The 13,669-nt window shown below is 50.1% G+C and carries 12 protein-coding genes; 10 read left to right on the top strand and 2 right to left on the bottom strand.

All coding sequences use genetic code 11. The features are described from left to right. Positions 1 to 8: 8 nt before the first annotated feature. From GA0116948_RS13425 to GA0116948_RS13405, 5 genes are read left to right on the top strand one after another with little or no spacing between them, the layout of a single operon-like run. Positions 9 to 1,505 (top strand): RagB/SusD family nutrient uptake outer membrane protein, encoded by a 1,497-nt coding sequence (locus GA0116948_RS13425; protein ID WP_165798471.1) that lies wholly within the window; start codon positions 9 to 11, stop codon positions 1,503 to 1,505. A gap of 48 nt (positions 1,506 to 1,553) precedes the next feature. Beyond that, on the top strand, positions 1,554 to 2,477 hold the full coding sequence (locus GA0116948_RS13420) for an ABC transporter ATP-binding protein (protein WP_089713067.1): 924 nt from the start codon (positions 1,554 to 1,556) through the stop codon (positions 2,475 to 2,477). Between the two features lie 28 nt (positions 2,478 to 2,505). After that, positions 2,506 to 4,800 (top strand): Gldg family protein, encoded by a 2,295-nt coding sequence (locus GA0116948_RS13415; RefSeq protein WP_089713064.1) that lies wholly within the window; start codon positions 2,506 to 2,508, stop codon positions 4,798 to 4,800. A gap of 2 nt (positions 4,801 to 4,802) precedes the next feature. Further along, entirely contained in the window at positions 4,803 to 6,149 is a 1,347-nt protein-coding gene (locus tag GA0116948_RS13410; protein ID WP_089713062.1) for a MutS-related protein, read from the top strand. Next, positions 6,146 to 7,477 (top strand): MutS-related protein, encoded by a 1,332-nt coding sequence (locus tag GA0116948_RS13405; protein WP_089713059.1) that lies wholly within the window; start codon positions 6,146 to 6,148, stop codon positions 7,475 to 7,477. Before GA0116948_RS13410 ends, GA0116948_RS13405 begins: the two co-directional genes overlap by 4 nt. A 22-nt stretch (positions 7,478 to 7,499) precedes the next feature. Here the strand turns inward: GA0116948_RS13405 and GA0116948_RS13400 are convergent, their stop codons facing one another. Together GA0116948_RS13400 and folK are read right to left on the bottom strand one after the other, a co-directional pair. Beyond that, positions 7,500 to 8,126 carry a deoxynucleoside kinase gene (locus tag GA0116948_RS13400; RefSeq protein ID WP_089713056.1) on the bottom strand — a complete coding sequence of 209 codons (627 nt, stop codon included), beginning with the start codon at positions 8,124 to 8,126 and terminating at the stop codon, positions 7,500 to 7,502. After that, positions 8,116 to 8,616 carry a 2-amino-4-hydroxy-6-hydroxymethyldihydropteridine diphosphokinase gene (folK, locus tag GA0116948_RS13395; RefSeq protein ID WP_089713053.1) on the bottom strand — a complete coding sequence of 167 codons (501 nt, stop codon included), beginning with the start codon at positions 8,614 to 8,616 and terminating at the stop codon, positions 8,116 to 8,118. The genes GA0116948_RS13400 and folK overlap by 11 nt, the downstream gene beginning before the upstream one ends. A gap of 91 nt (positions 8,617 to 8,707) precedes the next feature. Here folK and sppA point away from each other — a divergent pair, with 91 nt between their 5' ends. The 5 genes from sppA to GA0116948_RS13370 all read left to right on the top strand — a co-directional run bounded on the left by sppA (position 8,708) and on the right by GA0116948_RS13370 (position 13,667). After that, positions 8,708 to 10,477, top strand: a complete 1,770-nt coding sequence (gene sppA / locus GA0116948_RS13390) for a signal peptide peptidase SppA (RefSeq protein ID WP_089713049.1) — start codon at positions 8,708 to 8,710, stop codon at positions 10,475 to 10,477. A 211-nt stretch (positions 10,478 to 10,688) separates the two neighbouring features. Next, complete coding sequence (locus GA0116948_RS13385) at positions 10,689 to 11,786, top strand: ABC transporter permease (protein ID WP_089713047.1); 1,098 nt, start codon at positions 10,689 to 10,691, stop codon at positions 11,784 to 11,786. Positions 11,787 to 11,844: 58 nt separating this feature from the next. Then, positions 11,845 to 12,456, top strand: coding sequence for an SRPBCC family protein (locus GA0116948_RS13380; RefSeq protein WP_089713044.1), 612 nt, complete (start codon positions 11,845 to 11,847; stop codon positions 12,454 to 12,456). Between the two features lie 122 nt (positions 12,457 to 12,578). After that, a complete protein-coding gene (locus tag GA0116948_RS13375) occupies positions 12,579 to 13,085 on the top strand; it encodes a DUF2911 domain-containing protein (RefSeq protein ID WP_089713041.1) in 507 nt (168 codons plus the stop codon). Between the two features lie 210 nt (positions 13,086 to 13,295). Then, positions 13,296 to 13,667 (top strand): hypothetical protein, encoded by a 372-nt coding sequence (locus GA0116948_RS13370; RefSeq protein WP_089713038.1) that lies wholly within the window; start codon positions 13,296 to 13,298, stop codon positions 13,665 to 13,667. Positions 13,668 to 13,669: the final 2 nt, after the last annotated feature.

The following is a 13,669-nucleotide window of genomic DNA, read 5'->3' as shown; positions in this document are numbered from 1 at the left end:
CCAGCTCCATGCAAACGTTTTATAATTATAGGATCAGGCCTACCGGGGCCACCGGTTACAGCAGGATGCCAGTGGGTTTGTTCGGCTTACTGCTTGCAAGTGTTTTTGCTTTCACAGGTTGTAAGAAACTGGTGACGATCGATGAACCTGCCAATACTATCACTACTCCGGAAGTATTCAGCTCCGACCAGCAGGCCTATGCCGCGATTGCAGGCATGTATTCGGTGATGATCAACGCCAGTATTTATTCCTCTTTCAGCAACGGGGGAGTTACCGTTTTAGCAGGGTTTTCTGCAGACGAATTGAATAATGTATCGCCCACCTATTTACCCTTTGTTACGAACCAATTGCTGGCCAAGACCGCCCTGCCGGATATGTTATGGCGTACGGCTTATACTACTATTTACAATGCCAATGCGATCATAGAAGGCATTGCCGCGAGCAAGGGTGCCATGCATGATAGTGTGAAGACGGCGCTTACCGGGGAAGCCAAATTTGTACGGGCATTCAGCTATTACTATCTCACGGGCATGTATGGCGATGTACCATTGGCGCTTACCATCGATTTTAACCAAACTATCAAGGCGGCCAAAACACCACAGGCCCAGGTGTACCAGCAGATGATCCAGGACCTGCAAGATGCACAGGCCACGTTGCCGGCAGATTATAGTGCTGGCAGCGGAGAGCGCATCCGGCCCAACCGGCTGGCCGCTACCGCGCTGCTGGCCCGGGTGTACCTCTGTACCCATGACTATGCAGCTGCCGCTACCCAGGCCAGCACGGTGATCAATAATACGGCCCTTTTTCACCTGGAAACAGATCTGAACAATGTGTTCCTGAAAAACAGTGCAGAAGCCATCTGGCAGTTGCAGCAAAACACAGCTGCTCCCGCAGTGGGCAGCGCCACGCCGGAAGGTATTACGTTTATGCCTAACCCACTGGCTACAGGGGTGCCCAGCCTGGCCACGCTTACTAATGAACTCATGGCCGCCTTTGAAACCGGCGACCAGCGCCGCAACGCCTGGATAGACAGTTCCGACAACAGCCAATCCGGCACCCCCGCCCTGTATTATTATCCGTATAAATACAAAACAGGCAAACACAATACCGTAGTGGGCGGCACAGCCACCGAATATTACATGGTGCTGCGACTGGCCGAACAATACCTGATACGTGCCGAGGCAGCGGCCAATGGCGCGCCGGGAGGGCTGCCAGCTGCCATTACAGACCTGAACGTGATCCGGGTACGGGCAGGCTTGCCGCCATTGCCCGCCACCCTGGAACACGATGCTGTGATAGCCGCCGTGGCCCACGAACGGCAGATAGAACTGTTTGCCGAATGGGGCCACCGCTGGCTGGACCTTAAACGCACCGGGCAGGCACATGCCGTACTATCGCAGCTACCGGGCAAACAGCCCTGGACGGGCGATTTTCAACTGTTATACCCGGTGCCGGCTACGGAACTGCAAAGGGATCCTAACCTTTCACAGAATGAAGGGTATTAAGCACCATACTTCCTCTTGTTTATAAAAATATTGCTAGTAATACACCTTATGGAATCTATCGTTCAAATTGTAGGACTATCGCACCGCTATAGTACCAACTGGGCTATCCGCGATATTAACATGGAAATAAAACGCAGCGGCATCGTAGGCTTGCTAGGGTCCAACGGGGCCGGCAAGTCTACTACGATGAATATTCTCTGCGGGGTACTTACCCAAACGGAAGGCGATGTATTCATTGGCGGCATCAACCTGAAAAAGGAACCGGAACGTGCCAAACAGGAAATCGGCTTCCTGCCACAAACGCCCCCCCTGTATATGGACCTTACCGTAGATGAATACCTGCGTCACTGCGCCATTATCCGCTCGGTAAGCAAACAAAAAGTGGCTACCGCCTTGGAGGAGGTAAAACAGCGCTGCGGCCTTTCCCACATCAGTAAGCGCCTTATCCGCAATCTTTCCGGCGGATACCGCCAGCGGGTGGGCATTGCACAAGCCATCATTCACAAGCCTAAGCTGGTGGTACTGGACGAACCTACCAATGGCCTGGATCCTAACCAGATACTGGAAGTACGTAGCCTCATTCAGGAAATAGCGCAAGAGCATGCCGTAATACTCTCTACCCATATCCTCACGGAAGTACAGTACCTGTGTAAAGACATCCAGATGATAGAAAATGGCCGCATCGTGTTTGCCGATACTATGCAGGCCTTCGACAACTATGTGGCGCCGCATAGCATGCTGGCGGTAATGGAGGCCATGCCCTCAGAACAGGCGTTGCTACAAATAGCCGGCATTGCCCGGGTGAATTTTCTGACCGAACGGCAGGTGCGCCTGCATTTTAATGGAGATAGTACCGTTTCCGAACGCCTGGTGCTGGCCAGCGCACAACATGGCTGGCGCCTGTCGGAAATAAGCCTGGAAAAAAATTCACTGGATGAAACTTTTGCCCAATTATCAAAAGTATCCCACTAAAAAAAGCAGCCATTAAACATATTATTGCATGAAAAAAACATTGCAGATAGCTAAGCTGGAACTCAGCCTGCTATTTTATTCACCGATCGCCTGGTTGCTCACCATTGTACTCTTTGTGCAGGTGTCGCTTACGTTTACATTTCCCATAGAAGGATATCAGCATATACAGGAAATATGGCCCCACCTGGCCTTCCTCACCACCGAAATATTTACCCGTCCCTTTTCCGGTATATTCAGTTCCCTGCTGGGCAGCCTTTACCTGTATATGCCACTTATCACCATGGGTATCATTAGCCGCGAAACCAGCAGTGGCACCATTAAGTTGCTGTATGCTTCGCCTCTTACCATCCGGCAGATCATTTTTGGGAAATACATTGCCATGCTGGTCTACAACCTTATCCTCATCGGTGCACTGGGCCTGGTGTGTATAGGGGGAGGGTTGTCTATCCTGCATTTCGACTATCCGAATATTTTATCGGCCTTGCTGGGTATTTACCTGCTGCTGTGCGCGTATGCGGCCATAGGCTTGTTCATGTCCAGCCTCACCGTGTACCAGGTGGTGGCGGCTATTTGCACCTTTGTGGTGTTTGCCTGTTTAAATTATATCGGCGCTTTATGGCAGGACAAGGCCTTTGTACGCGACCTTACCTATTGCCTGGGCATGCCCGGGCGCACGGAAAAGTTTATCGCAGGCCTCCTTACGACGCGGGATATTATTTATTTCCTGGTGATCGTGTTTATTTTCCTGGCCCTGGCTATCAGCAAACTATGGTTGTCGCGGGAGTCTAAATCCATGTCTTATCGCGTGGTGCAGTATACCGTTATTGTACTCATCGGGCTAACCATCGGTTACCTGAGTTCCCGCCCCCGCTATATTGGTTATTACGATACAACAGACACCCAGGTAAACACCCTGCGCCAAAACACCCAGGACATCCTGCAACAGCTAGGCGATGCGCCGGTAGAGATCACAGAATACATTAACTTCTTTGAGCGGGGTTATGGCTATGCCGCGCCGTCGGCCCGCAATGCAGACATAGAACGCTGGGAACCTTACCTGCGCTTTAAACCCAACATACATTTGCACTGGGTGTACTTCTACGATAGTATTCCTGATCCCGGTTTTTATAAGGTCAATCCCAACAAAACGCTGGAGCAGATACTGGAAAAGAATGCAAAGTTTCTCGATGTAGATCCGGATGATTTTATGCCCCCCGAAGCCATGCATCGCACGATGGACCTGCGGGGAGAGGATAACCGCCTTACCATGGTGGTACAATATAAAGACAAAAACACCTTGCTGCGTACCTTCAGCGACGCCCAGTTCTGGCCGGGTGAAACCGAGATTGCCGCGGCCTTTAAACGCCTGCTCACCGAGCGGCCCAAGGTGCTGTTTGTGAATGATGGCTATGAAAGAAGTATTGAAAAACTGGGCGACCGCGATTATGAAATGCTTACTAACTACAAACCCTTCCGCTATGCACTGTTGAACCAGGGTTTTGATGTAGATACCCTGTCGCTGAAAACCCAGGACATACCGGAAGGACTTGCCGCCCTTGTAATAGCAGATGCCAAAGTAGACTACGATACGGCCACCCTGGGTAAAATAAAAAGGTACATTGATAACGGAGGCAACCTGCTAATAGCCGGTGAACCGGATAGAGCTCCCATCACTAACCGTATCCTGCGCCTGCTAGGCGTTCAGCTGCTGAACGGTACCCTGGTAGAGCAAAGCAAAGACCTGGCCTTTAACCTGGTGGCACCTCAGATGACACCAACTTGTGCGAGCCTCTCTGCCGCACTAAAGTATAGCCGCGACGACAGTGTGCCGGTGTCCATGCCCGGCGTATCGCCGCTGGCGTACGACAGTGCCGGTAGCTTCAAGGTACAACCCCTGCTGGTGAGCGATCCTAGACAAAGTTGGAACCGTACTGGTAAGCTGGTGCTGGATTCCGGACAACTTGTATTCTCTCCTTCCGCCGGTGATGTTGCAGGTTCCTTTCCCACCGCCCTTGCGCTAACCCGTAGTACACATGGTAAAGAGCAGCGCATCGTAGTGACCGGCGATGCCGACTTTCTGAGCAATGCAGAACTGAACCGCACCAATGTGAAAACGGCCAACTTCCAGTTTGCCAACGCCCTCTTTGGCTGGTTTGCTTACAACAATTTCCCCATAGAAACCACCCGTCCTAAGTCGAGGGATAATACCATCACCCTCACCGCTACCGGCGCTAAGGTGATCAAATACACTTACCTGGGCGTTATTCCGGGCATCTTCATCCTGCTGGGTACTATTATGCTGGTGCGCAGAAAACGTAAATAAGTATGGCTTTTATCACCGATAAACAAACACTGGAAGACCTCCATATTTTCGGCAGGCAGGGCAGCGATGCGGTGTATAATATCTTTCACCGCACGCATACGCGGGGTGGAGGGGTGGTACTGGAAAATATGTTCCGCTACCCGCTCTCTAACCAGGCGTCCATTCAGCAACGCAGTGATATGATCCGGTATTTCAGGGAAGTACCCACAGAATTTCCCTTTCCGCCGGAATGGTTCGACGTGGTAGAGCAGTACCTGGAAAACACCGACGAACGCACCAAACTCTCCACCGGGCCACCATCGCAGGGACGTATGCTCCATCACCTCATGGGCGGAGACACGGCCTACAAAACCATTTACAAGGGAGTGACCACCAGCATACAATTGCTACATGCGCTACGGGTCTTTATCGATCAACTGCCGCCCGCGGCGCTGGAAAGCGGCTACCAGTCCAGCAGGGTGCAGATTGGCAACCTGCTGGCAGATGAAGCCCTGGTGTCCTTGCTGGACATCCATTACACTGCTAAATTATCGTTTGAAGCCGTGGCTGCGCTGGACCGGGACATCCGCTTCCGGCAGCGGGATAAAATAAAGCAAGCACTGGAATATATTTACCACCTTGATGTGTATATCGCGGTGGCCAGGGTTGCGGGCGAACGGGGATTTGTAATGCCCACCACCTTGCCTGCGGAAGCCGCTTCCGTATACCTGGAGGGCGTGTATCATCCCCAGGTGAAAAACGCGGTAGGCAATACCCTGCACATTACCCCGGAAAGTAACATCGTTTTTCTTACCGGGGCCAATATGGCGGGCAAATCTACCTTTATGAAAACCCTGGGTATAGCCATCTACTTGGCCCATATGGGCTTTCCGGTGCCGGCGGCAAAAATGGAGTTTTCCGTGCGTGATGGCCTGCTTACCACCATTAACCTGGCCGATAATCTGCATGCCGGCGTAAGCCATTTCTATGCAGAAGTATTACGCATCAAAAAAATGGCAGACACTTTAAAGCAAGCCAAAAATCTATTTATTATCGTAGACGAATTGTTTCGGGGTACTAATGTAAAAGACGCCTACGAGGCCACCATCGCCATTACCGGCGCTTTTGCAAAGCAGCGGCAGTGTATGTTCGTCGTGTCTACTCATATCATCGAGGCTGGCGAAGCGCTGCAAGCAGCGTGTAGTAATATCCATTTCGTATACCTGCCCACCAGGATGGAGCAGCAGGTGCCTGTGTACACCTACCAGTTGAAAAACGGCATCACCGCAGACCGGCACGGGATGGTCATTATCAACCATGAAAATATCATTCCCATCATCCGGAGCCGGAAGAAAAATGTGCGCCCATGAATTTTATTATCGATCAACAAACGCTGGACGACCTGAACCTGCTGGGCAAGTTCAAGCAGCATTCCATTTTCAGCTTCTTTCATAAAGTGCATACCCGGGGAGGGGAGAAACTGCTGGAAGCCATGTTCCGCCAGCCGCTTACGGATGCTGCCGCCATGAATGAGCGCAGTGCACTGTTCCACTATTTCCAGCAGCAACAACTTGCCTTCCCTTTTACGGCGCAGGAATTTGAAGCCATGGAAACCTACCTGGAAACTCCGGGCGATGCAAACCTGCTGCTGGCAGGATGGAATGCCTGGCGTAAAAAAGGCCTGGCCAGCCTGGTGAAAGATGAGCGGTATGCAACCATGCAGCATGGGTTGCAGGCCACCATACAAGGCTTGCAGCAACTGCGCAATTTCCTGGATACGCTGTTGCCCCCCGCCGAAGCAGGCGGTGCTTACCAAAAACAGATAGCTATTTTTGGCCAGCTACTGCGTCACCCCGCGCTGGTGGCGCTGCCGGCAGGGGATAGTTACCAGCCGCTGTCTGTTATGCAGCTGGCGCGTTATAGTTACCTGCTGCGCCACAAGCTGCGCCAGGAAATGGCCACGCTACTGGCGTTGCTGTATGAACTGGATGTACTGCTGGCTGTGAGTGGGGTGGCCCGGGAACATGCATTCACCTGCGCCACCGCCCTGCCCAAAAGCGAGACCGGCGTACTGGAGGTGAAAAACCTGCGCCATCCCTGGCTGGCGCACGCGGTGACTAATTCCCTTTTACTGAACGAAGACACGAATGTGCTTTTCCTGACCGGGGCTAACATGGCGGGCAAATCTACCTTTATGAAATCGCTGGGGGTTACTTTTTACCTGGCCCACATGGGCTTTCCTGTGCCAGCGGCCCATATGCGCTTCTCGGTAAAAGATGGTATGTATACCTCCATCAATGTGCCGGACAACCTGGACATGGGCTACAGCCATTTTTATGCAGAGGTACTGCGCGTAAAAAAAGTGGCCGAAGCAGTGCGCGACGATAAAGACCTGCTCGTGATCTTTGACGAACTGTTTAAAGGCACCAACGTAAAAGACGCTTACGACGCCACGCTGGGCGTTACCGACGCACTATGTGCCGTAAGGGATTGTTTCTTTATTATCTCCACCCACATCATCGAAGTGGGGGCGGCGTTGCAGGCTACGCACGCCAACATACAATTTTCCTTCCTGCCCACCGTGATGGAGGGCAACCAGCCCCGCTATACGTACACGCTGCAAATGGGCATTACCAATGATCGTCATGGCATGATGATTATCCGCAACGAACGCATACTGGAAGCCATTCTTGGATAAATTCCCAAAGTGATTTAAATACTTATTGAAAATAGTGTACGCCCGGGGTGTATTCCTGCTCCAAGGCCAGTAGCAGCCGCTCAAAATCGGCCGGGTTGTGGAGGAAGTCTACCTTGGTGGTATCCACCATCAGCGTGCGGATGGGGTGCTGGCGGATGTATTGCATGTACATATCGTGCACATTGCTCAGGTAAGCATCTGGAATGTTTTGCTCATAACTGCGGTCGCGGCGTTTTATGTTTTCCTGTAGTTTAGCGATGGGTGCATTCAGGAAAACCATTAATTCCGGCTGCACCAGTTGGGGGTGAATGATATCAAATAGTTTGTTGTACAAGGTATACTCATCTGCTGAAAGCGTAATCTTGGCAAATAACAGGCTTTTTATAAAGAGGTAGTCCGACACGGTTTTTTCGGAAAACAAATCATTCCCGTGCAGCATATCCTTTAATTGTTTATAACGCTCTGCCATGAAAAACAATTCCAGGGGAAAGGCATATTGCTGCGGCTTAGCGTAAAACTTGCCCAGGAAAGGATTGTCGGCAAATTCTTCGAGGATCAGCCGGGCGCGGTAGTGATGGGCCAGGCGGGTGGCCAGCGTGGTTTTACCTGCGCCAATATTGCCTTCTATGGTAATGAAATTATACAGCATCGGCGGGATATTCTACTTTGGTAACGGGCAGATCATCGGTGGTGGCTGCCAGCAGCTCCGCAACGGTTTTGTGCAGGAGCGGATGCACCCAGTTGGGCGCTATTTCCGCCACTGGCACCAGTACAAAATTGCGGTGCTGCATTTGCGGGTGCGGCACTTTCAAATGGGGGAGGGCCATGATGGCGTCGTTATAAAAGATAATATCAATATCGATTACCCTTGCGCCCCACTTCTCCCGGCGAATGCGTCCTATGCGATGTTCTATATCCAACAACTTGTGCAGCAAGGTCTCTGCATCCAGCGGCGTATCAATGAGCAGGGCTTGGTTCAGGTAGCCGGGCTGCTGCACCTTGCCCCAGGGAGCGGTCTCATACAGGGATGACAGGCTGCGTACCGGCCCCGCTTCCGCTTGGATAAGGGCTATCGCCTCCTGCAAGTGCTGCCGGCGCGGACCCAGATTGCCACCTATAACTAAAATTGAATGATTCATGTATATTTAAGACGGCAAAAGTAGCCATATTCCTTATTTTTGAGCACATTGTCTGGAATTTCAATATAATTTCCAGCCTTATCTTTCCACTATGCGTAGTTTCTTAAAGTTTTTTCTCGCTGCTTTTGTGGCCCTTGTGATTTTTTCAGTTGTAGCATTCCTGCTGTTAATGGGGGCCATTGGTGTTGCAAGTTCGCCCAAAAAAGTAGTGGTGCCGGCCAATTCTGTGTTAGTACTTGAAACCAGCCAAACCTACAAAGAACAACATGTTTCCGCCAATCCGATCAATAATTACATAGGCCGTGCTGATGGTGCAGCCGCCGGTTTGTACGATGCCGTGCGCCTTATCCAGCATGCTGCCTACGACGATAATATTAAAGGCATTTATATTAAAGTAGATGGCAATGGCTCCGGTTTTGCTACCAACGAAGAGCTACGCAATGCCCTGGCCGCATTTAAAAAGACCGATAAATTTGTGTATGCCTATGGCGAAGTAATGAGCCAGCACGCCTATTACCTGGCTTCTGTGGCCGATAAGATATACCTGAACCCAAAAGGTGGCCTGGAATTTTCAGGCTTTGCCGTGCAATACATGTACCTCAAAGGCCTGTTGGAAAAACTGGAAATAGAACCGCAGATCTTTTATGATGGTAAGTTTAAAAGCGCTACCGAACCGCTGCGCGAAACGCAGATGACGGAAGCGAACCGCGTACAAACCACCGCTTTCCTCTCCCAACTCTATGGACACTATCTCCAGGGCGTGAGCGAACAGCGCAAGGTAGATACTGCCAGCCTGCACCGCTATGCTAATGATGGGCTTATCCAGGAACCTTCAGATGCCCTACATTACAAACTGGTAGATGGTTTGAAATATGATGACCAGGTACTGGACGAATTGCGTAAAAAACTGAACATAGACGGTAAAGACGACAAAGTAAATTTTGTATCACTCAACGAATACGATAAAGCCACCGATATCTCCACCACCGGCGATAACAAAATAGCACTCATCTATGCCCAGGGCGACATCGTAAGCGGCAATACTGAAGACGATGATAAGATCAGTAGCGGGGCCTATATAAAAATGATCCGCAATGCACGGGAAGATGATGACATCAAAGCCATCGTGTTCCGGGTAAATTCTGGCGGAGGCAGTGCCCTGGCTTCAGAAGTGATCTGGCGGGAACTAAGCCTGGCCAAAAAAGTAAAACCTGTAGTAGTATCCATGGGCGACTATGCAGCATCTGGCGGCTATTATATTTCCTGTATGGCCGATTCTATCTTTGCACAGCCTAATACCCTCACCGGCTCCATCGGGGTATTTGCCGTACTGCCTAACCTGGGCGGCTTCTTTAAAAATAAACTGGGCGTCACGTTCGATGGTGTGAAAACTGCGCAATATGCCGACCTGGGTACGATGAGCCGCCCTATGAACGATGCCGAAAAACACCTGATGCAGCAGGGCGTAGATAGCACCTACGCCAGCTTCAAATCGCGCGTGGTAGCCGGTCGTAAGCTGTCGGGCGCAGTGGTAGACAGCATTGCCCAGGGCCGGGTATGGAGTGGGGAAGATGCCAAGCGCATAGGACTGGTAGACCGTATTGGTGGTATCCAGGACGCTATTGCTTGTGCCGCCAGGCTGTCGCATGCCGGCACCTATCAACTGGAAGAATATCCTGATGTAAAAAATCAGCTCGGCAAAATCCTGAAATTGTTGGGAATGAATGATGATGAAACCAGCACCCGCCTGTTGAAAAAGGAACTGGGCGATCATTATGAAATGTATATCCGCGTAAAACGCCTGAAAGAAATGAGCGGACAGGTGGAGGCCCGTATGCCGTTTGACTTGCTGTTCCAATAAATTTTAAGGGTAAATTAATCTCCTGTAGCCGCAGCGGTTGTACCGCCGGCGTTTGCCTGCCAGCTGTTATCTGCGCGCAAACACCGGTTGTTTGCCAGCTGCGGCTATTGGTTTTTAAGCAGGCCCCCGGTATATTATTACCGTAAAAGGCTGGTAATTGGCGATTGTTTTGTGTAGTTTTACGGCGAATTTTACTACAATCAGATAGGATATGAGTGCGCAGTATAACCAGTGGAGGGCAATGTTTGCCATCATGAAGGCCAGTCTTAGGGCTATGTTCCGCAGCCCCTCCGCCGTGGTATTTACCCTGGGGTTTCCGTTAGTATTTATTTTAGTATTCGGCTTCATTGGTACCGGCTCCACTACAGTGCCTGTAGGCTTCACCGCCACCAGCGATACGAGCAGCGTGTTGTACAAGGCCCTGCAAGCTAATCCTGCACTCAAGATTATCCGCAATCAATCGCCCGTAGATATGGAGGCCGATATGCGCAAAGGCCGGGTTACAGCCATCTTAGACATTACCACCCTTACGCCTTTGCCCCTGCCCAAATACAAAGTAACAGTGCGTACCTCCACCGCTGGGGTAGATAAGATACACCTGTTTTGGTCTGTCTTTAATGTAACTACCAGTCGCATGGACGACCGTTTTTACCCACGGGCCTCCATTGCCGACGTGCATACCGACACCGTACCGGGCCGCCGGTATACCACTATCGATTTTATATTGCCCGGCATGCTTGCCTTTTCTTTGTTGAGCGCCGCCGTGTTCGGCACTGCATTTTTATTTTTCTCCCTGCGCCAAACCCTGGTGTTAAAACGCTTTTTTGCCACCCCCATCCGCCGCAGCTATATCGTGCTGGGCGAGGGGCTCAGCCGCATGCTTTTCCAACTGTTTGGCTCTATCGTGATCATTGGGTTGGGGCATTTTGCTTTTGGCTTTACGTTGGTGCATGGCTTTAGTACCTTCCTGGAAATGCTGGTGCTCTGCGTGTTTGGCCTAATTATCTTTATGGGCTTTGGTTTTGTGATCAGCAGCCTGGCCAAAAATGAAAGTACCATACCACCACTGGCTAACCTGATCACCATGCCCCAATTCCTGCTGGCAGGCATTTTCGTTAATGTAGACGCTTTTCCGGCCTGGCTGCAACCCATTTGCCGCGCACTACCGCTTACTTACCTGGTAGACGCATTGCGCAAAGTAGCCTTTGAAGGGCAACACCTCTGGAATGTAGGACTGGAAATAGGCGTGCTTACCTTGTGGGGCATTGCCGTATATGCTGTGGCCGTAAAGGTTTTTAAGTGGGAGTAAGCCCCGCTGCCAGCTTTACCTGCTCGCTTGCCCCTGCTATCTTTTAACCTGTTGTTGTATGCGTTTTTTTAAATTATTTGTCATTAGCATCTTCGGCCTCTTTGTCGTGGTATTTTTATTGTCGCTCCTCATTCCGCCAGATGCTATGGTAGAAAGAACTGGTGTCATAGAAGCGCCGCCCGCCACCGTGTATGATCACCTGGGCGACCTGCGCCATTGGAAAAGCTGGTACCCGATGTTTGCGGAAGACAGCCTCTGGGATCTCACTATTTCCAACCCCAGTAATGCAGCCGGCGCTAACGTGCGCTGGACAAATAAACAAGATCCTTCCGACACGGGCCGGCTCACGCTGATGCGGGTAGATAGTACCGCCGGTGTGTACTACCGCCTGGTGGCCCGTAAAGGACAATTGGCCGATGGAGGCATAGAATTTAAAAGCACCTCCGATGGCAAAAGCACTGCTATTCACTGGTATGTAACCTCTCACCTGGGTTATATGCCCTGGTGGAAGTTTTTCGGTTTTGTGGCAGACCGTGTACTGGGTCCGCAAATGGAATCCGCCCTCAATACCCTGCGCGATGATTGCGAGCACCGCATCCGTTCTAAACAGGTAATGCCGGCAGATAGTTCCTCCCCCCGGCCAACCACCAGCCAGGCTACTACTCTTTGAGCCGCCCGCTCCCATAAAAAAAGTATGACCGGTAAAAATTAAAGATTGAAGCCAAGGCTGATATTGTACGATTTCGTAATTTAAGGGTGCATTTTACAAGTGCGTTCACTCAAAATATATTTATGAAAACATTGCATGTATTACTCCTGCTGCTGGGGGTAGCCACCACCAGCACCGTGTTTGCACAGGATCAGAAACCTCGTGCCAGCGCGCATTCCACCGTTACGGGCGCTAACATTAAAGTAGTGTATGGCCAGCCTAAAAAGAAGGGCCGTGACATCTTCGGCGGTCTGGTACCGTATGGCCAGGTATGGCGGCTAGGTGCAGACGAGGCTACCGAGATCACCTTCGATAAAGACGCCACCTTTGGCGGCAAGCCTGTTAAAAAGGGTACTTACACCCTGTTTGCCATTCCCACTGCTACCACCTGGACGTTCATCCTGAACGGTAAGCTAGGACAGTGGGGTGCATTTGATTATGAGAAGAATAAAGCACAGGATGTATTGTCTGTAGTAGTGCCTTCTACACAAACTACCAAAGAAGTAGAGGTATTCACCATTACCCTGCCTGCCGGTAAACTGGTGCTGGATTGGGACAAAACCCACGTTGAGGTACCAGTGAAATTCTAAATTTCCACGCATAACTTTTTAGAAGACCGCTTCGTGGGAAGCGGTCTTTTTTTTGGAGTAAGCATTATTATAATTATTAAAATTAATATATAAATATATTAATATCAATAATTAAAACCTTTAATAAATGGGAAGGCACTGATTATTTTATAAAAAAATAATAGTAAATATGTAGGCATATCACTAGTCTTTAGACTTTAAACTTTATATATGACTACCGAAGCAAACATTAAAATCACCAAAGACAGGGACAAGATATTCTTTGTTTCTGTCCATATGCCCATATGGACTAAATGGAATGAGTTCGGTAACTTATCTGTAAATATTCCTTTATTGGGTATTGATACTATTGCAAAAGATGAACATGACGCAGAAAAAGCAATCGAAGAAGCGATTATATCTTTTTGCCTAATTGCTGAAAAATTTGGCCAGGGAATACAAAAAGAGTTGCAGGCGTTAGGGTGGTCATTAATTGACTCTTCCAATTTCAAATTTGATGTAAATGATGATAACGCCGTTTTGGATAGAATTTTTAAAACAGGAGATAATTATGTAAATGAAAATTTAGAGATTGCTGCATAACG

The organism is Chitinophaga costaii (assembly GCF_900094705.1).
GTDB classification, from domain to species: domain Bacteria; phylum Bacteroidota; class Bacteroidia; order Chitinophagales; family Chitinophagaceae; genus Chitinophaga; species Chitinophaga costaii.
Note: the sequence above shows the minus strand (reverse complement) of the source record. Positions and strands in the feature narration are given on the sequence as shown.